Origin of the sequence: Oceanobacillus sp. FSL K6-3682, from assembly GCF_037976165.1 — a bacterium.
Classification (GTDB): domain Bacteria; phylum Bacillota; class Bacilli; order Bacillales; family Amphibacillaceae; genus Oceanobacillus; species Oceanobacillus sojae.
The window spans coordinates 2,366,457-2,388,674 of sequence record NZ_CP150263.1 but is presented as its reverse complement, the minus strand read 5'-3'; the positions used below and the strand labels follow the sequence as shown (position 1 = coordinate 2,388,674).

Here is a 22,218-nt window from a genome sequence, read left to right as displayed (position 1 = left end):
CATTTTGTTTTTTAAGATTTATGTCCTATGTGCATGGCAGCGCCACCACCGGCATAAGTCTTAACATCAACAAACTTGAAGCCTGCATCAAAGAACATTTGCTTCAGCTGATCCTTATCTGGAAAATCTTTCGCAGATTCTTGTAACCAGGAATATTCCTGATAGCTTTTTGCTATAATTTTTCCTAATAATGGCATGATAAATTGAAAATAAAAATAATATAATTGCCTGTAGCCAATCAATGTAGGCTGTGACGTTTCCAGGCAAACAACCATCCCGCCCGGTTTTACAACACGATACATTTCTTTTAACACCGTCATATAATCAGGAACATTGCGTAAGCCGAATCCAATAGTTACATAATCAAATTGGTTGTCTTCAAAAGGAAGTTCCATCGCATTGCCATGTATCCATTCAATTTTATTTGACTGTTCCTGTTCTCCTTTTTCTTTCGCAATGGACAACATGTTTTCACTGAAATCAAGACCAATTACTTTCCCATCAGCACCTACTGCTTTTGCTAAGGAAATAGACCAGTCTCCTGTACCGCAACATACATCCAATGCACTGTCTCCCGGTGAAACATGCATCCGTTTCATAACGTCATTACGCCATAGTGTATGCTGTTTAAACGAAATCACAGAATTCATCGAGTCGTAGTTTTCATATATTTTTTCAAATACATGATGGACGCGCTCTTCTTTTGATGAATAGCTCATAATTAATTACACTTCCTTTTAAAGTCTTGACGTTCTCATTTCATTTGTTTCCTGGGAATGAATAAATTGTTCCATGAACAAATTTGAACCGGATAAATCAGAAATAGCACTGTATACTGCTTTTTCATAGTTCCGGATTAATTTCCCGTCTATTAAAGGCATGGAAGTTGCTTTATTATTACGTGCTTCCCACTCTGTAAGTAATAAAGACTGTCCATAATTTGCTTCTTCTGTGTCTATTCGGCGATACATAAGCCAATTTTGAATAATCGATTCTAATTCAGGGTTATACAAATGATTTGCAACATGTACAAGCAAGGAAGCATTCAATTTCATTTTTATATTCAGCCATGTTTCAAGCGGTAATTGCTCCTCATAGTATAGAGTAACCTTCAGTTCATTTATTTCCCGAATGGCGTTCGCCAATATCTGTATAAACTGGATTTCTCCTGCTTCTGCAAGTAGTAAATAATACAATCCGCTGTAGTAATCTCCCGAAAGAACCTGAAGCTGTTTTTTCACCATTTCACTTTCTGTATCAGCCTTTTGCTTAATTGGAACAAAATCATGTGTATCCAGGGCAATTTGAACAAGCATTGTTGAAATAATATACTTTTCACGCTGTACAGGAGTTAACGAGCTATGCTGTTCAACGAGAAATAGTAATAATTTCCACTTTTCTTCATCGATAACTGGATAACGTATATGCTTATAAATGTATGAATCATACAATTTATTTTCCAGTATTTTTCTATAACCTTTATCTGTTGTCAAAAATGTAGTCAACACTATCACCCGGATCCTTTCAGCCTTTCCATTGCTCTAGTTATTATAGCACATTTTACATTTTATAAAAACGAAAGAATTCATTCTGCTACGGGCCTGTCCAAAAAAATATAAAAAACCTTATCTCAAGACAATTATATCTTTAGGGCCCAGAAACAGTATGCTTTGTAAGAGTGGATATTTCAAGCATTTTGGCAAGGTGATAAATGGAATAATCTTTAAGTATGTATTCAAAAAAGAGTTAATGGTTTTCAGCAGGAAGAGTCATCGCTGCCCCAGAAAAAACACTAGGATTTCCGTGGTCTGGAGATCAGTCTTCTTGATGTGAGAAGTTCTGCGCAGCAGAAATTCCTTTATATTCTTCTTCAGATACGGTATTATCTGAGAAACACATCAACGAAACAGCTTGCCGCTCATCATTTAGGTCTTTTTGAACGTCCTCTATAACAATGACTGTCAATCTATCAAAGAGAATAAATAACGGGACAGAGAACCATGGGTGGGACCCCGCTTATTCACCCCAATATTTTCTCTTAAGATGAAACAATTTTTGATGAGGTATTAGTCACTCTATAAAGCACTCGGGGAAGAAAGTTTCGTTTTATTAATTTTCCATTTCTCCATGACTTGTCTGGATAAGTGCTTTGCCGCGAACTTTAATAGCAGAAGTATGTTCTGTAAATTGAGCAATCATAATTTCACCTTCATCCAGTTTTTCAGAGTGATGGAACTTTGTGTTACTCCCGCGAGTCAGTCCGATAACATGTACTCCATCTTCTAATGCTTTAATAACAAAATAATCTGCTTTGAAATTTTGATCGTTCATCAATTACCCCTCCTGTATATGTAAATCTCTATTTAAATTAAAATAAATATATTTTTATTCATAAATAAAGGAGAGGAGCACGTTCAAGAACGTGCTCCTCTCTTTTGTACACTCCGGATATGTAAAATATTATTTTACACTATCCTTAAGAGCTTTACCTGGTTTGAAAGCAGGAACTTTGCTTGCAGGAATTTCGATTTCTTCTCCTGTTTGTGGATTGCGTCCTTTACGTGCAGAACGTTCACGAACTTCAAAGTTACCAAAACCGATTAATTGTACTTTTTCACCATTTTTTAGTGAATCCATGACTGCTTCAAATACTGCATCCACAGCTTTTGTTGCGTCCTTTTTAGAAAGATCGCTTTTTTCAGCCACAGCATTTACTAAATCTGTTTTATTCATGACATTCACCTCCTCCCAGGATGTTCATTAGACAAATAGACTAGTTAGTGTGTCTATTCATGGTCTGTTTCATTAAAGTCACCCTAATATGTGATGACAAGGCTTATAATAAACGAGTTTGAGATAAAATTCAACAAAAACTATCGATTTTTCTAGAATTTATTGAGATTTTACATAAAATTTCCTTTTTCTTAAGAGAAATAGGCTAAACTCTTACTAAACAAGCATTGTCATCTTTCCATAAATCTATACGGTGTTTACAAGATTTTTTTGCCGTTCGCAGTAAAAAAAATTTTTAGTGCGAAGAAAGTATAAAAGAGCGGCTAAAGATAGACGCCATGATAATTTCTTAGAATGGGAAATCACAATGACAAAAAAATGCACCCTCTCCTCCAAGAAAATACTTTTCATAGAGGAGAAGGAAACACATATGTCAGGTTGGTGTTGCGACATGGTGTCACGAGCTTAACCAAATATCCTTTTTGAGACTGGGATGGGGCAGGGACTGCGATTACCCGCCCTGTCAAAAAACGTTGGAGTGGATATCTCTCAGGCAGTAACCTCATGTTTTTAATACCAGATGTTTTTCTTCACAAAAAAATAAGCAGCTATAGATTTAGCTGCTTAAAGTATAATGGCGATTAAACCGCCTGAACCTTCGTTGATGATTCTTTCTAATGTATCTTTTAATTTATATCTTGCGTTTTCCGGCATGAGAGAAATTTTGGCCTGAATTCCCTCTCTGACAATAGAGCTGAGCGATCTTCCGAAAATATCGGACTCCCAGATAGATAACGGGTCTTCTTCAAAATCCTGCATCAGATAGCGAACCAATTCTTCACTTTGCTTCTCTGTCCCAATAATTGGGGAGAATTCAGATTCTACTTCGACACGGATCATATGAATAGATGGTGCGACCGCTTTTAACCGGACACCAAACCTTGATCCCTGACGGATGATTTCCGGCTCATCCAGCTGCATGTCTTCCAAAGTTGGTGCTGCAATTCCATAGCCGGTTTGTTTTACCATTTGCAATGCTCCTGAAACCTGATCGTATTCTCTTTTGGCATAGGCAAAGTCCTGCATCAGCTCTAATAAATGATCCTTGCCCCGAATTTCTTCGCCTACAATTTCTTTTAACACATGATCATATAGTTGATCAGGTGCATGTAAATCAATTTCAGCGATGCCCTCGCCCATTTCCATCCCTGCTAAGTTCGCACCTTCAATATATTCAAAATCCCTGAAATGACCGACGATATGATCTACATCTCGCAAGCGTTTTATATCCTTAACAGTATCTTGAATTGCTTCTTGATAATTTTGACGAAGCCAATGATCTTCTTTTAAAACCATCACCCAGCTGGGCAGATTCACATTTACTTCGAGTACTGGAAACTCGAATAACGCTTCACGCAGCACGCTGTAAACATCATGCTCTGTCATTGTTTCTACACTCATCGCTAAAACAGGAATATCATGCTGCTCCGATAGTTCTTCCCGAAGCAAGGAAGTTCTTTGGCTATGCGGATCTGTTGAATTAATAACCATAATAAATGGCTTACCAACTTCTTTTAACTCTTCAATAACCCTTGTCTCTGCTTCAATGTAATCTTCTCTGCCTATTTCTCCGATCGTGCCATCTGTGGTCACTACAACACCAATCGTGGAATGCTCCTGAATTACTTTACGGGTTCCGATTTCTGCCGCATCATGAAATGGGATAGGATCCTCATACCATGGCGTATGAATCATACGCGGGCCATTCTCATCCTCAAACCCTTTTGCACCTTCTACAGCATAGCCTACACAGTCAACGAGGCGGACATTCACCTCTAATCCATCCTCTACATTAACTTGAACAGCCTGATTAGGAACAAACTTCGGTTCTGTCGTCATAATGGTTTTGCCGGCAGCACTCTGTGGTAATTCATCATGCGCTCTGGCTCTTTCACTTTCACTTTCAATATTAGGAAGTACAACTAACTCCATGAATTTCTTAATAAAGGTGGACTTTCCTGTACGGACTGCTCCGACGATTCCAAGATATATGTCGCCATTTGTACGTTTCGATATATCCTTAAAAATATCTGTTTTTTCCAAAAGATCCCCTCCCGATCTCCGTACTTTGATATACATCACCCGTAATAGTTGGACACTAACAGTCTATGACGTTGTCCTATTAGTTTATGACTAAGTTTCACATATTTTTATCACACGTCCATCAGACTTAGATGAAGTAATGTAAAGTTTCATTTTCTAAAAGCCCCTAAAAAGTCAGAGGCTTTATTTAGAAAAGTTGCACTTTAAAACAAACTTTATATCTCATGTATATGAGGAAGGCTTCTTTTTATTCTATTTTTGGATATAACTTTTTTAACTGCAAAAAATAAATATTTTAAGAGAACAAGAAATAGGGAGCGTTTTATTTACCAGCTCTCCGGTTTTATTGATTGCAGCTTGACGTGACTATTTTTTACAAATAGTTACCCACAAGCAAATAATCTTATAATTTCCTGAAAATAAAAAAACCACACAGCCTTATAATAAACTGTATGGCTTTTCTATTTACTCTTCTTCCATAAATACAGCTTGTCCGTCTTTTACCGTATATGGCTGTGAATATGCAGGTACAAACGGAGAGTTCTCTACTAAAAGATAGCGGATGTCATCTCCCTCTTTATAATTGTGATCATTCTCTTCCAACGCCTGATTCAGGTCATAAGAATAATCAATATATAAATTTCCGTTTAAATCCATAATAATCGGTAAATCAGCTTGAGAAAAGGGACTTTTCACAGTCGGCGCTTTCTCTAAGCCGAGCTTTTCATAATCGACTGTATATAGCTGATCTGTTATTTTTTCTCCATAAGCTGGATAAGTATGCTCTTGTCTGAAAACATCTAATCGGACATTAACACTCCGAATCTGCTCTGTCGTTTGCAAATCAATAAGCCGGACAAGCAGATCTTCTTCCGGATCAACAATTGTATACTGATATACGCCGCCCTGCTCAAAGGAATTTCCAGGTATTTCAGATAGATAACCTTTTTCCAGCATCTGTTTAAAATCGATCAAATACTTCTCAAAAATATGTGTATCACTGTCTTTTGTTTGAATCGGAACTAAGCCGCCTTCTTCTTCTCTGTAAGTCTCAACTGCCTGCTGCACAATAGCTAACTGTTCTTCATTTGGAATCTGGTTTTCTGACCGTTCACTTTGAGGATACATGCAGCCGCTTAAAAGTAGAAAAATGAAAGACATCGCAAATAAATATGTATATTTCATAATGAGACTCCTTTTCCTATCTTGTTGGTCCACTAAATGTAACGTATAAAATAATCAAAGCTCCGCTTATGAGACATAAATAAGCTAAAAATGTAATAATACCACTAAACCAGCCTCGCAGCTTCGTTCTGCTCCATACAATCAAGCCCATAGCTAAGATTAATAAAAACATCCCGACAAAGGATATATACATCATTAACATGGATATTGACAAAACCTTCACCCCTATTTCACTCAAAATACATTTCAACAGGTGTTATTATAACATAACTCATGATTTATGTGCCTTCTGATAACTGACGAAACGTTGAACATTGAAAACCGTTACCAGAGCGGCCATACATATGCTTTAAAGAGCTTTTTTTGTGTACATGTAAAAACCTATGGCAAAGGGGGCATCTTCACCATAGGTTGACTAAATAAAATCCTCAGCAACTCTATTCCTTGAATGCTGGTGCGATTTATCTTATGCATTATCTTGTAACTCTGTATCCTCAATTGCCTATAAAATGCTATTTTTTAAACATATTATTTAGAGTATTGACATCTCCAGGCATTTTATTTTTGATAATGGATTGTACAATTTTATCTTCTTTTTCCTTCGAAAGGGGTTTGTTAGCCATCTGCGCGAGCTGCTGTACGAGATTGCGAACGGTTTTTTCATCAGAAAAATTTGCATTTTTTACTGAATCAGCTACTTTATAGACTTCCTCAGGACGGATATTAGTGTTCTTTTGGATCTTATCAAACATACCTTTTTGAAAATTATTCACATCATTTCCTCCTTGCAGTTCATTCGTCACATTATATGCAAGAAGTGAATTTATGTGTTATTTATCCGAGTAACGCTCCTTTAAGACACCACTGATATCATCTATTTCCTGACGTTTATTCCGGTTCATTAATTCATCTACAACATCTTTTGGATCCTTATCTTCAAAAATTATTTGATAAATCCCTTGCGTAATCGGCATTTCGACACCTTGTTCTTTTGCAAATTGATGTGCTGCTTGAACTGTCCGGACACCTTCTACAACCATTCCCATTTCCTCTAAAACTTGATCCAAGTTGTTTCCTTTTCCTAACAGGTTTCCAGCTCTCCAGTTTCTGCTATGAACGCTTGTACAGGTAACAATTAAATCACCTACACCAGATAACCCAAGGAAACTTAAAGGATTTGCACCCAGCGAAGTGCCGAGACGGGCGATTTCTGCTAATCCACGTGTAATCAGTGCTGCCTTCGCATTATCTCCATAGCCGAGACCATCTGAGATACCGGCTCCCAAGGCAATGATGTTTTTTAGAGCTCCGCCTACTTCGATTCCCAGAATATCATCACTTGTATAAACGCGTAAATTTTCACTGTTAAATAAATCCTGGGCCTGGCGTGCTCTATCCAGGTTGACAGCTGATACAGCCACTGTGGTCGGGTGACGCAGTGCTACTTCTTCAGCATGACTCGGCCCGGATAACACAACAATATTCTCATAAGGGAAATCTGGCATCTCTTCAGACATCATTTCCGATACACGTTTTAACGTACCAGGCTCGATTCCTTTTGTAGCGTGAATAATCTGCGTACTTGAAGAGATATAATTTTTCAGCTGCTTACAAACCTCGCGAATTGCCTTTGTTGGCACAACGACAATAATTGCCTCAGCATCTTTAACAGCTTCTTCCATGTTATAAAATGCTGTAATGGTATCAGGAATTTCTACGTCCAGATATTTTTCATTTCGATGTGTTTGATTCATTTCATCTGCATGCTCTTTCCGATGTGCCCACAATCGCACTTCATGTCCGTTATCAGCTAAAACAATTGCAAGTGCTGTTCCCCAGCTCCCTGCGCCAAGTACTGCAATTTTACTCATATCATATCTCCCCCTTATTGTCTTCGGCGTGCAAATAATTTTATTGGAGTTCCTGTAAAATCAAAAGCATCTCTAATTTTATTTTCTAAAAATCTTTCATAAGAGAAATGCATTAGTTCAGGATCATTTACAAAAACTACAAAACTAGGTGGTTTAACAGCTACCTGTGTAGCATATAACACTTTCAGTCTTCTTCCTTTAAGCGTTGGTGTCGGATTCATCGCGATAGCATCCATAATTACATCATTAAGGACATTTGTCTGGATACGCTTCGCATGACTTTCACTTGCTAATTGAACCATCGGGATTAACGTATGAAGCCGTTTTTTTGTTTTTGCGGACAAAAATACAATTGGTGCGTAATCTAAATATTGAAAATGTGCCCGAATTTTTGTTTCGAAATCTTTCATAGCTTTTTCATCGCTGTCAACTGTATCCCATTTATTCACAACGATAACGATTGCGCGCCCTGCTTCATGTGCATACCCGGCAATCTTCTTATCCTGCTCTCTGATGCCTGTTTCTGCATCAATCAATACTAAGACCACATCAGAGCGTTCAATTGCCCGTAATGCCCTCAAAACGCTATATTTCTCTGTACTTTCATAAACTTTACCGCGCTTACGCATACCAGCTGTATCAATAATTACAAAATCCTGATCATCTTTGCGTAATTTTGTATCAATAGCATCTCTTGTTGTGCCCTCTATTTCACTTACGATGACACGGTTTTCATTTAATAACGCATTTACCAGTGATGACTTTCCTACGTTTGGACGGCCTATTAAGCTGAAGTAAATTGTATCATCATCTTTTTCATCCTCTTCATTGCTCGGAAAATGATTTACAACCTCATCAAGCATATCCCCGAGCCCAAGACCATGTGTACCGGAAATAGGAAACGGCTGTCCAAAGCCTAGAGCATAAAATTCATAAATCATTTCATGCATATCCGGGTTGTCCATTTTATTAATGGCTAATACAACAGGTTTATTTGATTTGAATAAAAGCTTCGCAACCTCTTCATCAGCTGCTGTAATGCCTTCTCTGCCGTTAAGCATAAAAATAATGACATCTGCTTCATCAATAGCAATTTCGGCCTGCTGTCTCATTTGATTTAATAATGGCTCATCAACCATTTCAATACCGCCAGTATCTATTATGTTAAATGTTTGATTTAACCATTCGGCTTTAGAATAAATACGATCGCGGGTAACACCAGGTGTATCTTCCACAATGGAAATTCTTTCTCCAACTAATCGATTAAAGATAGTTGATTTACCAACATTTGGTCTCCCAACAATCGCTACTACAGATTTCCTCACGTAAGGAACATCCTCTCTTTTTCAAAATTCCTTCTAAATAGTGTGTGTTCAAAAAGTTCGATAAATAGGACCAGTCGGCTAAGGTCGCAACGTCCTGGGCTTGCGATTACTCACCCCATCGAAAAGAGTTGTTGCAACGCCGACACTAGCACGTCCTGTGCGTTGAAAGTTCAAGGCGGTGCCGATTTGAGGAACGGACATCCACAGGATGTGGTGACTTCTGTGTTGTCCACAGGACGTGGATGTTCTTAACAGAAGTTTTCCTCTATGCTTTAACATACGTGAGTACCGGAAAAGCAAACCAACGAAGAAATTCGCCGTATCATTTTTATTGGACTTTTTGAACATCCTCTAATATATCAGCAGGTTATACAATGCAGCATACTCTCTAACTGCATCTCAGTCTTTATTCTAGCAAAAGTAGGGAAGTTCCACAACGAAATTTATCACATTGTAACTGACTGGGACTAGGACTGCGATTACTAGCCCCACCGAAAATCATTGCGATTACTCGTCCCATCGAAGGGCTTTTGTAAGACTCCCGCTTCAAGAATAGAGAAAAATTGAAATTTCTAAGTAGGAGTCGGAGCACAGTAACAGCCAGTTTCAACAATCATTTTAAAAATCTTCTCATAGTTATTTTTGTAGTTAGTGTTTTACAATAATATAGACTTCGTCACTTAAGCGATGGGCGATACCATCCATAATTGCTTCCAGGTTCGTTGAAAATAATTGAAGCTCTTCATTCGACGTGCAGATAAAAATAGGAGCTCCTCCTCCGACTTGCTCTTCTTTTGTAGTTATAATAGCTAAAATTGCTTTTTCGACAATCATTTACTTTTTACCCCCTTTTAGAAATGTAGCTTCGGAAGGCATTTTAATTGCATTTTCTAATACAGGAACGGATCCGATTACTTTTTTTGCCAGTTCTGGATCGCGGACAAGCGGCAAAATAAAAACTCCCAGTCTGCCATCATCTAAATCACGTTTTATCAAAGGTGTTAATGCAGGTGTGCCTGAATCTTTATAAACACCTAATGTAGCAGAAGCATCATGCAAAATAGCCTGTTGCTGGCCCAGGTTACTTATCGTAGTGATAACATTTATGTTTTTTGGTTTTAGAATAAAACCCATTCCATACTTTAAAATTTCTTCCTGTCTCTCTTCTATCCCGATATTCATAATATAAATATTATCGACATACAGACCAGCTTCATCGAAGGAGATATCCGATTCCTCGATTTCGACAATGTCCCTTAATGCAGATCCGCTCATAAAGCTAAGCGCTGCAACAATTGTTAATACACCAACAACAGTAGAAGGAAACCATCCCCATGTAATGTAAGCAAGTGTTGTTAAAAAGGCTGCAAACATGACAAGGTAATTTCTTCCTTCAAAGGAAATGGCAATCCCTTCAATGTACGTGCTTCCTCTCGGTACCAATTCAAATTGATCAAGCTCCGTCAGCGTATTTCTTTCCATATTTCGTACGTCTCTAAATTGTGTTGCCGCTACTGTCAGGAAGGTTACTGCTGTAAATTCCATTTCCAGTAAAGCAGGAATAGCCAATGCTCCAAGTGATGCAGCAATAAACCCTAATGATAAGTGAATAATCCTGCCATGCAAATAAGTGGGATACTGTCTATAATCACTTCGTAATGTGATTAATCTGGCCAGTGTCCCTGCAACAACTCCAAATAAAATTGCCTGTAAGTAAGATTCAATTCCCATACAAACCACCTCTTTTTCTTAAGTGTTAGTATGGCTTGGTTTCAATGGATTATTAAAAAAATCAACAGAAAAAAGCTGTACATAGGCATGTACAGCTTTTTCATTTCAATTATTGTTTATATTTATCCAGTTGATCACCAATCACATCACCAAGCTGGAAGCCTGGCTGATCATCAGATTTTTCATATTGCTTGTATTCCTTTTCCTCTTGTTCCTGCTCCAGCTCTTTAATGCTTAGAGAGATGCGCTGCTCTTCTTCATTGACATCCAATACCTTAACAGCAACAGTCTGTCCAATTTCAAGCACTTCCTGTGGCGTGCCGATATGGCGGTTAGCAATTTGAGAAATATGAACAAGACCTTCAACTCCTGGGAGCAGTTCAACAAATGCTCCGAAGCTGACTAATCTCTTTACAACACCTTCTACCGTTGAACCCGGCTTAATTTTTTCACTTACTTCAGCCCAAGGTCCAGGCAGTGTATTTTTATGAGATAAAGAGATACGCTCACTATCTAAATCTACAGAAATAACTTCTACTTTAATTTTATCTCCTTCAGAAACAACATCTGAAGCCTTTTCAACATGTTCATGTGCTAATTGTGAGATATGGACAAGTCCATCGACTCCTCCTAGATCAACAAATACACCGAAATTTGTAATCCGTTGTACGACCCCTTCAATTACATCACCGGGGTTTAATGATTGCAAAACTTTTTCTTTTCGATCTTTTTCCTCATCTTCTACAATAGCCCGATGAGATAAAATGACACGATTCTGTGTCCGGTCAATATCAGTAATTCTTACTTTTAGTGTACGATCCAGATAATCGCTGAAATCTTCCACATAATATGTTTCAACTAATGACGCCGGAATAAAACCTCTTACTCCTACATCAACAACAAGTCCACCTTTAACAACCTCTTTTACTGTTGTCTCAAAAGCTTCTCCTTGCTCATATTTTCTTTCCAATTCTTCCCATGACTGCTCTGCATCTACAGCTTTTTTCGATAACACAACTTCATCATCATCAATCTTCTTTACCTTTAAAGTGACCTCTTCCCCCTCTGATAACACATCAGTTGTGGCTTCTACATGAAGTGTGGAAAGTTCACTTATCGGCAAAATTCCTTCTGTTTTATATCCGATATCAACAAGAACTTGTTTTTCTTCTAATTTTACAACTGTCCCCGTCACTGTTGCACCAACTTCTAATACATGAAGGTCTTTATTTTCTTCACTCATATCCTTAGCCTCCTAGTTACAGTTCACCTATTCAAACAATCGAATAGAAAAAAGATTATTCATTTACTCTACTTATAACTTCTAATAATTAGTTTTATTTGTCAAGTAAAGTCAATTAATTTTTATGAATTTCGTATAAATTTCTGATTTCTTCCATAATTCCCTCTGACATCTCTTTTGCAGAAGCTTTATTTTTTCGAAATGATTCTACATCCATCGGTTTTCCATAAATAACCTTCGTACGACGAAATAATTTATATTCACTGATTATAACACAAGGAACGACCTCTGCTTGAGATCTGAGAGCAAAAAAGCCGACTCCCGGCAAGGGGTTTCCCGGCTTGCCATCCTTACTTCTGGTCCCCTCTGGAAATAAACCCAGTGTTTCTCCCTCTTCTAAAATCTTCAATCCTCCTCTTAGAGCATTTCGGTCAGCCAATCCTCTTTTGACTGGAAAAGCATGCACTCTTCTTAATAGCCCGCCTAAGAATTTCCCATTAAAAAGCTCTTCCTTCGCCATAAAATGGATTGTTCTTGATGCTGTTGTTCCTACCACAGGAGGATCAAGGTTAGAAGTATGATTGGTACAAATAATGACCGGTCCTTTTTTTGGTATATGATGCTTTCCTGTCACTTTAATCCGGTACATCGGATAAAAAAGAATAGTAAAAATAAATTTTGCAAAATTGTACAGCATGGAGATACACCTCCTGGTTCTTGACACACTCTCTTCAGCAAATGGAAATAACAAGTATCTCAGCCAATGAAAACGCAGCTTAATTATTTACATATTGACTTAGCGAATACCAAGTTTTTTAATAAACGGCTGGCATATTTCGAGAATTTTTTCAGTAACATCATCAATGGAGAGGGAAGTAGTATCCAGTTCAATGGCATCCTCTGCTTTTACCAATGGAGATACTTCGCGAGTGGAGTCAAGATCGTCCCGTCTCTCTATTTCTTTTTCCAGCGTATGTAAGTCAGCGGGGATGCCCTTTTGTTTATTTTCCTCAAAGCGGCGTTTTGCCCGTTCAGATACAGAAGCAATCAGAAATATTTTTACATCAGCATCAGGTAATACCTGAGAACCTATATCACGTCCATCCATCACAACGCTGTGGTCCTTTGCAAGGTCCTGCTGGGCTGACACCATATTTTTCCGTACTGCAGAATGCTTTGCAATTGCGGAAACAGATGCAGTAACATCTGGATACCGGATTGCTTCAGTTACATCCCTGTCATCAATCAATACATGCTGACCATCTTCCTGTTGAACAAGCCGAATATCAATCTTATTTAAAATTTCCATTACTGCCTTTTCATCTTCAGGATCAATATCCTCTTGAAGCACTTGAAAAGTAAGTGCTCTATACATCGCTCCTGTGTCAATATAAATAATCCCTAATCTTTTTGCAATCTGCTTTGCAACGGTACTCTTTCCAGCTGCTGCCGGTCCGTCGATTGCAATTGAAATACTATCCATTATTTTCACTCCTGCCATTAAAAAGCCTGACTTTTGCCAAGCAAGTTCTATACAATATAATCATAACATATTCCGAATTTATTTATCACGTTGCAAATGCTACTAATGCAAATTGCCTTCGAAAATCAGATGCTAATCTTTTTTCGAAGGCAGCTTTTTTTATTTATTACGTTGGGACTTCATTTTTATTTTAAATAACAGAATTGTAATTAATCTCGGCATCTGTCATTTTTTCAATTTTTTCTTCAGCGCCAGTTTCTGCGTTAATAAATATTCGGTAAGTTGCATCATCTCGTGTTCCCAAGAATTCATAAGTCAGAATTTCTTCTCCTTGGCTATCATCAATAATCGCGAGATGATTTTCTTGAATAGTTACATTTTGATTTACTGCATCACGAGCTTCTTCTTCAGAAATAGCAGGATCTGGGATGTCGCGTTCAACATGATTTTTAAAGTAATTGTTTGCTGTCAATCCTGTAATATCTCCATTATCTAAAGCTACTTTTACCTCTACAGCATCAGAGAAAACCCGGACACCATCATCTTCATATACGAAGGAGTAAATGCCAACCTTATCATATTCACTGCTTTGGAAAAGCTGCATTTCATCAAATCCAAGCTCTGAAAGATAATCAGATGCAATTTCAAATCCTTCATTCAAACTTAATTGTTTCCCGCCTGTTTCTCTGGAAATTAATAAATTAAGTGGATGACCGCCCTTCACTGTTAAATCTGCATAGCCCCGTTCCCCGTTCTCATCATAGGAGACACTGTACATAGGTGTTAATGCACCATCGCCCGATTTTGTAACCGTCCAATCGGCTCCATCCTCCTTGCCAAAAATCTTTTCAGCTTTCTTCACTGCTTCTTCTTCCGTTAGCTCGTTACCAGTTACATTTTTATAAGGATGTTCTTCTGTTTCAGTACTGGTGGTACTTTCTTCAGGAGTCTCCTCCGTAGAGGTGTTAAAAGAGTCTTCTACTGTTTGGAAGCTATTAACCATATCATTATCTTTTTCACCATCTGTATTTAATAAAGCCTGTTCTACATCCATCCATTTTGTTCCGTTGCTTAAGGAAAGATGCTGTGCTTCCCTAAGCTCATCTCTTATTTCTCCAGATTGTTTATAAAATTTTTCCAATTGTTCTGTTTCTTCATCTGTTAAAGGATCGTCATCCAAATTACGAATAGCAGTCTGGTACGTGAAATCTCCTAATTCTGATAGAAATTCTTCCGTTTTATGAATTGGCAGCAGGCCCATTGGCAGCTGCCCTGTATTTGCATGAGCATTTGAACTGATTCGCCAAATATCAACGAACTGTGGCGATAATTTGTCTGGTGAATTCATTGCTAATGAGGTTCCTATTTGATCATTTAACACATCCATATTGTATGTCAGTTCATGGAAGGACCTTTGATATTCATTCTCGGCTTGAACATATAAATCATTTTTTTGTTTATTTGAATGGTAGCCCCAAATAGATACAGAAATAAGAGCTACTGTCAACAATGTAATTGTAATCCAACGATACATTCATTTTCACACCTTTCTAACTGCAGAATATATGCTTTCCAATTGTTTTAATCTGTGGCCGTGTCCAAATCCAGCCTGAAGTTGCTGTATCCGGGTTAAAATAATACAGTGCATTTCCTGAAGGGTCCCAGCCGTTAATAGCATCGAGCACAGCTTCTCTCGCCTGCTCATTCGGCTCAAGCCATATTTGTCCATCTGCAACTGCTGTAAATGCTCTCGGCTCAAAAATAACGCCAGATACCGTATCCGGGAATAATGGGCTGTTTACCCGATTCAGAATCACAGCTGCTACAGCTACCTGACCTTCATAAGGTTCTCCTCTGGCTTCCCCATACACTGCATTGGCCATCAGCTGAATATCATTATTAGAATATCCTTGCGGGACATTCGTGGAGTTGACAGGAGTACTTTCCGCGCCCCCATTATTTCCTCCTGATGGAGCAGAGCCTGTGCCATACATTTCCTGCTTTACTTTTTCTTTATCATAGTTTGTTGCCTTCGTAAGCTTATCTTTTGTTGTCTGCCCGGCGAGACCATCGATTTCCATTCCAAATTCATATTGAAAATTCCTTAAAGCCCAATATGTCCCCCAGCCAAATACACCATCAATTTTGCCATTATAAAAACCAATATGCTTTAATCTGGCTTGTAATTCAATAACGTCCTCTCCAACAGCCCCTTGTTGAATTATTTGATCACTAAATGCATTTGTCTGTTCCGGCTTAGCGAAAATAAATGCAGATAGGAATACAAAGAGTGTTAAGCTATAAATCATAGGTCTGTGAACTCTGTTCATATTTATGCCTCCATTTTCTTCTCTTAAGCTTTTTCATCAAATTAACTGCCCTCCTATAATTTTTTAGAAAGCAGCTCAAAGAAAGTATAGCCAAAGAGAAATTTTAATCACGGATAACCGTCCATAAATCTCCGCCCTAACAACCTATCAGCACTTTTAGTTGGAAGACTGCCTGCAAATGTTTCTGGTGGGCGAGTAATCGCTGTCCCAGTCCCAGCCTCAGTCTCACATATTGGTCATACAAGCAATTTTACAGGTTATAAAAACTTGTATTTTTAGTTTAGGCAGAAGATCAGGTAAGCTGATTTCCTGATTCACTCAACTCGCATTCCATGAGAGAAATCTCAAAGAATGAAGTTTCGTTTTATCTAAGCCTATTTTTTGTGCAATTCTTCTTTTTATTCATAAACATTTAAAATCAACCAGATTACTGATAGATAATAATTATTTCCGAACAATAAAAAAGCTGACGAACCGGCTCGTCAGCTTTTTTATCTATTTGTTTATTTTATAAACTTGTCAGGCAAAAAACGGATATCATAAGTTCTGGCGTGTTTTAACCGGTAAATTGCAAAAACCCATACACCAGCTAAAAAAATCGATAAGATAATAATAAATTGATTCAATCCGAGAAGTATGTAATTGTATATACCATGTAATAAAAATGGCAGCAAAAATGCGATGGTTAAGTATCTGCGTTTGTATTTTGAATTCATTTTTGCCTTGCCTAAATAGTACCCCATAATAATCCCAAATAGCGCATGGGACGAGACAGGATACAGTGCACGCATCCATGCAAATTCAATTCCATTTGATAATAAATAGAATACATTTTCCAGTGAAGCAAATCCCAGGCTTATTGCACTGGCATATACTATTCCATCGTAGTGGTTATCGAATTCTTCATGCTGATAAATCAAAAACATAAACATAAACCACTTAAAAAATTCTTCCATAAAAGCACTAAACAGGAATGCTTCAATAATATTCGGAATATTATCCAGCTCAGCATGAATCCCATATTGAATAAACATAATCGGTAACACAATTAAAGCTCCTGCCACAAACATGCGGGCTATGAGCCAAATCGGTTCCGTGATGCGGTCACGTAAATAAATAAAAGTCATAAAAGCTACAGCAGGGGCGATACCAGCAGATAGAGCAGCTATCATTAATTCTTACTCCTCTTCTCTATTCGATTAAAAATTACATGTCAAATAAATATTCCAATTCCATGTTGCTTGCCAGACCGACAAGAAGCTTTATCCTTGCCTTTTTGCTATCATAATCTTTTCCCAGGAGGACACCATTCTCCATTAAATCAAAAGTGCTTCCTTCATAATCATATGTAGGATAAACCTCACCTTCTACGGCTGAAGTTGTGATTACTACTGCAATACCTTGCCTGATGCATTCTTTAATTGCAGGCATCATTGTTCTGGATACTTGTCCTCTTCCGACACCTTCAAGAACCAGTCCTTTTACGCCGCTATCAATTGCTGTTTGTATATATTTTCCATCGGCATCCATGTATACTTTAATAATGTCAACTGTCGGCAGCTCTCTTTTTAATTCTAAATACTCCCGGTAGGTAGGCTTTTGAAACACACGGACATTGTTATTATCAATAATGCCTAGATAGCCATAGCCAAAAGCATTAAAGCCTTGGATATTAGAAGCATGTTCCTTTCGGACATAGCGGGAGTGAAAAATACGCTCATTGAATACGACAGTCACACCGACGTCTTTTAAATCTTCACTGCAGGCTGCAAGTATAGCATTTTTAATATTAATAAAAGAGTCTGTACCTACTTCCTGAGGAGAACGCTGTGATCCGGTAAATACGATTGGAATGCTGTAGTTTGAAATTAAATGCATGAAATAAGAAGCTTCTTCTAATGTGTCTGTGCCTTGTGTAATAACAATACCGTCAAAAGCTTCTTCATTTAAATAATTGTCTATTTCTTCTTTTATCTTGATTAAATCAGTAAAATTTAAATGCATACTTGCTTTTTGAAAGAATGAATCAACCTTTACTTCTATATCGGCTGGGATATCACATTTTTCAATTATTTCTTCCCCAGTTAAGACACCGGAAGCCAATTTGCCGCTTTTTTCATTTGTATCGCTTGCAATTGTGCCGCCTGTTGCAATCATCAAGACTTTTTTCATGTAATTACCTTCTTTGTATATTTGTTATGTACATTTATTGTTATCTCTATTTGCCAAAGGAGGCAAATAATCTTCCTGCCAGCACAGTTTCTTTCATAAAAAATGAAACCTGGATCAGCGGAAGTCTGTATTCGCTTTCCATTGACCCGGAACTGTCATTATTTGCTCAAGTAAAATCATCAGAGTGTAATAAAATGAAGCTTCAATCAGCGGGGGAGTTCTTTCATCCCCACTGATTGCTGGTACCACAAGAGCATGCATCTAAAGGTATGACCAGAAAACGACCTCCCTAAAGACCCTTGAACCAATTGGGCCGTTACTGGCTGTTTGATCTTCCACCTATGATCTTCAAGTTTTTTTCCGTCCTTGTAGCGTGAGTCTTGCAAAGCCCTATGATGGGATGAGTAGTTGCAATGATTTTCGGTGGGACGAGTAATCGCAGTCCCAGTCTCAGCCAGTTGCACTGCGATAAATTTAGCTCTATATCAAAAAATAGAATTAGGAAGAGAAGATAGATTCAGCAATCAATTCTCCGTGAAAACGGCCATTCTCAATAAATACTTTATTATTATCATATCCGGCGGCAACTACCCCTGCGATAAATAAATTTTTCACATTGGTTTCCATGGTATTCTCATCATGTACCGGTTTACCGTTTTCCAGATTAATCTTCACCCCTGCTTGTTTTAACAAACGATAATCTGGGCGATAACCTGTCATAGCGAAGACAAAGTCATTTTCAATAGCGATCTCTTGACCATCTTTTTGATAAGTGAGATGTGTATCTGTTATTTCTGTCACGGATGCTCCAAAAACCATGTCTACTTTCCCATTTCGGACAAGTGATTCAAATTCTGGTAAAATCCATGGTTTAATGCTCTCTGAATATACATCTCCACGGTAAATAACAGTCACATGTGCACCTGCTTTATGCAGCTCAAGTGTAGCATCAACAGAAGAGTTTTTACCACCGATGACAACAACCTTCTGATTAAAGTATTCATGGGCTTCCTTAAAATAATGGGTTACCTTTGGTAAGTCTTCTCCCGGGATATCCAGGCAGTTTGGCTGATCATAATATCCTGTTGCCATAATTACTTTTTCAGCATGATAACTTATTTCATCACCATTATTTTTAACTGTTTTCAAGAAAAAATTTTCTCCATCTTTTTCAAGAGATACTAATTTTTCAAAAGCATTTATGCGCAGCTTACTCCGCTCGGCCACTTCCCGATAATAGACCATTGCTTGATTTCGCACTGGTTTCTTATTTTCAGAAATAAAAGGAATACCGCCAATTTCTAAACGCTCACTTGAGCTAAAGAATGTTTGGTGTGTCGGGAAATTACTAATAGTCTGCACTACATTTCCTTTTTCGATTAATAAAGGGTTTTGTCCTTTTTTCTGAAGCTCTAATGCACATGCCATCCCACACGGCCCAGCTCCAATAATAATGATTTTTTCGTCTAGCATTTCGTATCCTTCCTTCATACATCACTTAGAAAAACGATCAATTCGCCGCTGTTTAGTGAATCAACCGCCTTTTTATCCTTATTTTTCACATTAAATTTTCATTACCTATCGTACAACGAAGCTGACAGCATGGCAAATACAAAAGGTTATCTTCATAAACAAATAAAAAACTCTTGTTGTGAAAGAGTTTTTTATTTATATCCTTTAGAACATTAAATTTCTGAATAGATTCTTTTCATAGATTGCCACATTCCGTTTTTAATTAAACCCAGCCTCTGAAACGGGAAGCTTCAGCCATTTTCCGCACGCCTATCATATAAGCTGCCAGCCGCATATCAATTTTTCTTGTTTTTGCCATATTGTATATACTATTAAAAGACTTAATCATAATTTCATGTAATCTTTTGTCGATTTCTTCCTCTGTCCAATAAAAGCCCTGATTATTTTGTACCCATTCAAAGTAGGATACAGTTACTCCACCGGCCGATGCCAGAACGTCAGGAACAATCAGAACATCTCTTTCTGTAAGAATTTTTGTTGCTTCCATTGTTGTTGGGCCATTTGCTGCTTCTACAATAATAGAGGCCTTAATATTATGTGCATTATCTCTGGTAATTTGATTTTCAACTGCTGCCGGAACAATAATATCACAATCGAGCTCAAATAATTCTTTATTCGTAATCGTTTTATCAAAAAGCTTCGTAACTGTTCCAAAACTATCACGGCGATCCAGCAGGTAATCAATATCTAAACCGTTCGGGTCGTGCAATGCTCCGTATGCATCAGAAATTGCGACAACTTTCGCACCGGCATCATGAAGAAATTTGGAAAGGAAACTTCCGGCATTTCCAAACCCTTGAATAACTACCCGGGCTCCTTTGATATCAATTCCTTTCTTTTTCGCTGCTTCATTTAATGCAATCGTTACCCCTTTAGCTGTTGCAGATTCTCTGCCGTGAGAACCGCCAAGAACGATTGGCTTACCAGTTATGAACCCAGGGTTATTTAATTTATCAATTTTACTATACTCATCCATCATCCAAGCCATAATTTGCGAATTTGTAAATACGTCTGGAGCTGGAATATCTTTTGTTGGACCAACAATCTGACTCACAGCCCGGACATATCCGCGGCTTAAAGCTTCCAACTCTCTAAAGGACATTTCCCTTGGATCACAGATGATTCCGCCTTTTGCTCCCCCATAAGGCAAATCGACAATTCCAGCTTTTAAGCTCATCCAAATTGAAAGTGCTTTCACTTCTGTTTCGGTAACATCCGGGTGAAAGCGGATCCCGCCTTTTGTTGGACCGATAGCATCATTATGTTGTGCCCTGTAACCTGTGAAGACTTTAACCTTTCCATCGTCCATACGAACTGGAATACGAACAGTAAGCATACGCAAAGGTTCTTTAAGTAAATCAAACACTTCCTCAGGGTAACCAAGTTTGCTTAATGCGGTTTCTACAATAGACAATGTAGAATTTAACACATCAGTATTTTCTTGATTTTCTTTGGAAGTATCTCCTGCTTTATCGGCTACCATTAATATTTACCCCCTACTATTATATCAATGTTTTACTCACTCCAAGTTTAGTATACACTTTCATACGGATTATGCAATAAAAGAGATGAACGTCATATTTATTAAGAATTAATATGACAGAGATGTATATATTTACCCGGCATTCATAACATGACAGAGGTTACGAATAATATATATTGGATTCCTTCATTCTAAAAAAATCCTGATGTATCGAATACTTATATTTTCAATTTATCGGCTGCCCAATTTGGAGAGAGGAATCCCCTCTCCAAATGAAGTTTCATTTTATGAAGCGAAATAATGATTTATTTCAGAAATTGCATCTTTTTCAAAAATAACTTTTCCGTACTCTTTTATACGATGAGAAGTTAAAATACTTGGGTGGGCAAATTCAGACATGAGACCAATAATATTTTCCTTATGACTGACTGTTTGCACATAAGGATCTAACAACATAAAATAACGGTTTTCCATAAAATATACGTTGGATTCTTTGATATTCATATTTGATAAATGCCCTGCTACGGAAATGACATCTTCAAAATCATCAAAGGAGAAAATAAGCTCTTTACTTTCGTCAAGTGTCACTTTCATCTCGATGTATTCATCATCTAACTCTATATCAACCTCATCATATTGGTGCGTCACAAAAATATGCATTCCCTGGGCTTGCATAAGATGTACCTGCACAAGTAACATTCCTTCAAATTCCATTCCAAGCTCACTGCTTGCTTCGTACATCATGTCACTGAACAGAGTACGAACATTAGATGCATCATGCCATAAGTCCTCCCGGGTAAACCCTCTTTCTATAAGATCATCGAACGTAAGAAAAATTTTAAACTGATCTGTTGAAATTCGTTCGATTCGCATACTGCATCCCCCTTTTACTCTTAACTTCGTAACAAGTATTTATATTACTATATGCACCATTTTCAAATGATGAACATAACCTGCTTGTATCGTTTTGAAAATGGGTATTCAATAGAGCGTAGAAATTATTAATTTTATTTTAAAAAGATATTT

Annotated in this window: 22 protein-coding genes; all 22 read right to left on the bottom strand. The window is 37.7% G+C overall.

Annotated elements, in window-relative coordinates; translation table 11 throughout:
- Positions 1–11: 11 nt before the first annotated feature.
- A complete protein-coding gene (menG, locus tag MHH51_RS11845; protein ID WP_147207788.1) occupies positions 12–719 on the bottom strand; it encodes a demethylmenaquinone methyltransferase in 708 nt (235 codons plus the stop codon).
- 18 nt (positions 720–737) lie between these two features.
- The gene (locus tag MHH51_RS11840; RefSeq protein ID WP_339286206.1) at positions 738–1,508 is read right to left on the bottom strand and encodes a heptaprenyl diphosphate synthase component 1; all 771 of its coding nucleotides are present in this window, start codon (positions 1,506–1,508) and stop codon (positions 738–740) included.
- 601 nt (positions 1,509–2,109) lie between these two features.
- On the bottom strand, positions 2,110–2,331 hold the full coding sequence (mtrB, locus tag MHH51_RS11835; protein WP_147207790.1) for a trp RNA-binding attenuation protein MtrB: 222 nt from the start codon (positions 2,329–2,331) through the stop codon (positions 2,110–2,112).
- Between the two features lie 129 nt (positions 2,332–2,460).
- A complete protein-coding gene (locus tag MHH51_RS11830) occupies positions 2,461–2,733 on the bottom strand; it encodes an HU family DNA-binding protein (protein ID WP_147207791.1) in 273 nt (90 codons plus the stop codon).
- Positions 2,734–3,357: 624 nt separating this feature from the next.
- On the bottom strand, positions 3,358–4,836 hold the full coding sequence (gene spoIVA / locus MHH51_RS11825) for a stage IV sporulation protein A (RefSeq protein ID WP_147207792.1): 1,479 nt from the start codon (positions 4,834–4,836) through the stop codon (positions 3,358–3,360).
- A gap of 465 nt (positions 4,837–5,301) precedes the next feature.
- Positions 5,302–6,021 (bottom strand): hypothetical protein, encoded by a 720-nt coding sequence (locus MHH51_RS11820; protein ID WP_339286202.1) that lies wholly within the window; start codon positions 6,019–6,021, stop codon positions 5,302–5,304.
- A 16-nt stretch (positions 6,022–6,037) separates the two neighbouring features.
- Positions 6,038–6,235, bottom strand: coding sequence for a DUF2768 domain-containing protein (locus tag MHH51_RS11815; RefSeq protein WP_147207794.1), 198 nt, complete (start codon positions 6,233–6,235; stop codon positions 6,038–6,040).
- A gap of 298 nt (positions 6,236–6,533) precedes the next feature.
- Complete coding sequence (locus tag MHH51_RS11810) at positions 6,534–6,794, bottom strand: stage VI sporulation protein F (protein ID WP_147207795.1); 261 nt, start codon at positions 6,792–6,794, stop codon at positions 6,534–6,536.
- Positions 6,795–6,851: 57 nt separating this feature from the next.
- Positions 6,852–7,892, bottom strand: coding sequence for an NAD(P)H-dependent glycerol-3-phosphate dehydrogenase (locus MHH51_RS11805; RefSeq protein WP_339286200.1), 1,041 nt, complete (start codon positions 7,890–7,892; stop codon positions 6,852–6,854).
- 14 nt (positions 7,893–7,906) lie between these two features.
- Complete coding sequence (gene der / locus MHH51_RS11800; protein ID WP_147207797.1) at positions 7,907–9,217, bottom strand: ribosome biogenesis GTPase Der; 1,311 nt, start codon at positions 9,215–9,217, stop codon at positions 7,907–7,909.
- Between the two features lie 648 nt (positions 9,218–9,865).
- Entirely contained in the window at positions 9,866–10,051 is a 186-nt protein-coding gene (locus tag MHH51_RS11795; RefSeq protein ID WP_147207798.1) for a hypothetical protein, read from the bottom strand.
- On the bottom strand, positions 10,052–10,948 hold the full coding sequence (locus MHH51_RS11790; protein WP_147207799.1) for a YIEGIA family protein: 897 nt from the start codon (positions 10,946–10,948) through the stop codon (positions 10,052–10,054). It lies immediately after the preceding gene.
- 109 nt (positions 10,949–11,057) lie between these two features.
- Positions 11,058–12,191 carry a 30S ribosomal protein S1 gene (rpsA, locus tag MHH51_RS11785; protein WP_147207800.1) on the bottom strand — a complete coding sequence of 378 codons (1,134 nt, stop codon included), beginning with the start codon at positions 12,189–12,191 and terminating at the stop codon, positions 11,058–11,060.
- 115 nt (positions 12,192–12,306) lie between these two features.
- Positions 12,307–12,888, bottom strand: a complete 582-nt coding sequence (locus MHH51_RS11780; protein WP_147207801.1) for a lysophospholipid acyltransferase family protein — start codon at positions 12,886–12,888, stop codon at positions 12,307–12,309.
- Between the two features lie 99 nt (positions 12,889–12,987).
- The gene (cmk, locus tag MHH51_RS11775) at positions 12,988–13,677 is read right to left on the bottom strand and encodes a (d)CMP kinase (protein ID WP_147208060.1); all 690 of its coding nucleotides are present in this window, start codon (positions 13,675–13,677) and stop codon (positions 12,988–12,990) included.
- Positions 13,678–13,864: 187 nt separating this feature from the next.
- Positions 13,865–15,208, bottom strand: a complete 1,344-nt coding sequence (gene ypeB, locus MHH51_RS11770; RefSeq protein WP_147207802.1) for a germination protein YpeB — start codon at positions 15,206–15,208, stop codon at positions 13,865–13,867.
- A gap of 16 nt (positions 15,209–15,224) precedes the next feature.
- The gene (sleB, locus tag MHH51_RS11765) at positions 15,225–16,004 is read right to left on the bottom strand and encodes a spore cortex-lytic enzyme (protein ID WP_147207803.1); all 780 of its coding nucleotides are present in this window, start codon (positions 16,002–16,004) and stop codon (positions 15,225–15,227) included.
- Positions 16,005–16,507: 503 nt separating this feature from the next.
- Positions 16,508–17,176 carry a glutamic-type intramembrane protease PrsW gene (prsW, locus tag MHH51_RS11760; protein WP_147207804.1) on the bottom strand — a complete coding sequence of 223 codons (669 nt, stop codon included), beginning with the start codon at positions 17,174–17,176 and terminating at the stop codon, positions 16,508–16,510.
- 34 nt (positions 17,177–17,210) lie between these two features.
- A complete protein-coding gene (locus MHH51_RS11755) occupies positions 17,211–18,176 on the bottom strand; it encodes an asparaginase (RefSeq protein ID WP_147207805.1) in 966 nt (321 codons plus the stop codon).
- Positions 18,177–18,674: 498 nt separating this feature from the next.
- Positions 18,675–19,649 carry a YpdA family putative bacillithiol disulfide reductase gene (locus tag MHH51_RS11750; protein ID WP_156985361.1) on the bottom strand — a complete coding sequence of 325 codons (975 nt, stop codon included), beginning with the start codon at positions 19,647–19,649 and terminating at the stop codon, positions 18,675–18,677.
- A gap of 262 nt (positions 19,650–19,911) precedes the next feature.
- Positions 19,912–21,192, bottom strand: coding sequence for a Glu/Leu/Phe/Val dehydrogenase (locus MHH51_RS11745; RefSeq protein ID WP_147207807.1), 1,281 nt, complete (start codon positions 21,190–21,192; stop codon positions 19,912–19,914).
- Between the two features lie 285 nt (positions 21,193–21,477).
- Positions 21,478–22,065 carry a genetic competence negative regulator gene (locus MHH51_RS11740; protein WP_147207808.1) on the bottom strand — a complete coding sequence of 196 codons (588 nt, stop codon included), beginning with the start codon at positions 22,063–22,065 and terminating at the stop codon, positions 21,478–21,480.
- Positions 22,066–22,218 lie beyond the last annotated feature (153 nt).

What these genes read in the sequence shown, in the direction of transcription:
- MHH51_RS11745 (WP_147207807.1), bottom strand. Translation starts at nt 21,192, where the DNA reads ATGGTAGCCGATAAAGCAGGAGATACTTCCAAAGAAAATCAAGAAAAT.
- sleB (WP_147207803.1), bottom strand. Translation starts at nt 16,004, where the DNA reads ATGAACAGAGTTCACAGACCTATGATTTATAGCTTAACACTCTTTGTA.
- MHH51_RS11780 (WP_147207801.1), bottom strand. Translation starts at nt 12,888, where the DNA reads ATGCTGTACAATTTTGCAAAATTTATTTTTACTATTCTTTTTTATCCG.
- MHH51_RS11795 (WP_147207798.1), bottom strand. Translation starts at nt 10,051, where the DNA reads ATGATTGTCGAAAAAGCAATTTTAGCTATTATAACTACAAAAGAAGAG.
- prsW (WP_147207804.1), bottom strand. Translation starts at nt 17,176, where the DNA reads ATGATAGCTGCTCTATCTGCTGGTATCGCCCCTGCTGTAGCTTTTATG.
- menG (WP_147207788.1), bottom strand. Translation starts at nt 719, where the DNA reads ATGAGCTATTCATCAAAAGAAGAGCGCGTCCATCATGTATTTGAAAAA.
- MHH51_RS11830 (WP_147207791.1), bottom strand. Translation starts at nt 2,733, where the DNA reads ATGAATAAAACAGATTTAGTAAATGCTGTGGCTGAAAAAAGCGATCTT.
- ypeB (WP_147207802.1), bottom strand. Translation starts at nt 15,208, where the DNA reads ATGTATCGTTGGATTACAATTACATTGTTGACAGTAGCTCTTATTTCT.
- MHH51_RS11740 (WP_147207808.1), bottom strand. Translation starts at nt 22,065, where the DNA reads ATGCGAATCGAACGAATTTCAACAGATCAGTTTAAAATTTTTCTTACG.
- rpsA (WP_147207800.1), bottom strand. Translation starts at nt 12,191, where the DNA reads ATGAGTGAAGAAAATAAAGACCTTCATGTATTAGAAGTTGGTGCAACA.
- mtrB (WP_147207790.1), bottom strand. Translation starts at nt 2,331, where the DNA reads ATGAACGATCAAAATTTCAAAGCAGATTATTTTGTTATTAAAGCATTA.
- MHH51_RS11805 (WP_339286200.1), bottom strand. Translation starts at nt 7,892, where the DNA reads ATGAGTAAAATTGCAGTACTTGGCGCAGGGAGCTGGGGAACAGCACTT.
- MHH51_RS11755 (WP_147207805.1), bottom strand. Translation starts at nt 18,176, where the DNA reads ATGAAAAAAGTCTTGATGATTGCAACAGGCGGCACAATTGCAAGCGAT.
- MHH51_RS11790 (WP_147207799.1), bottom strand. Translation starts at nt 10,948, where the DNA reads ATGGGAATTGAATCTTACTTACAGGCAATTTTATTTGGAGTTGTTGCA.
- MHH51_RS11820 (WP_339286202.1), bottom strand. Translation starts at nt 6,021, where the DNA reads ATGAAATATACATATTTATTTGCGATGTCTTTCATTTTTCTACTTTTA.
- MHH51_RS11750 (WP_156985361.1), bottom strand. Translation starts at nt 19,649, where the DNA reads ATGCTAGACGAAAAAATCATTATTATTGGAGCTGGGCCGTGTGGGATG.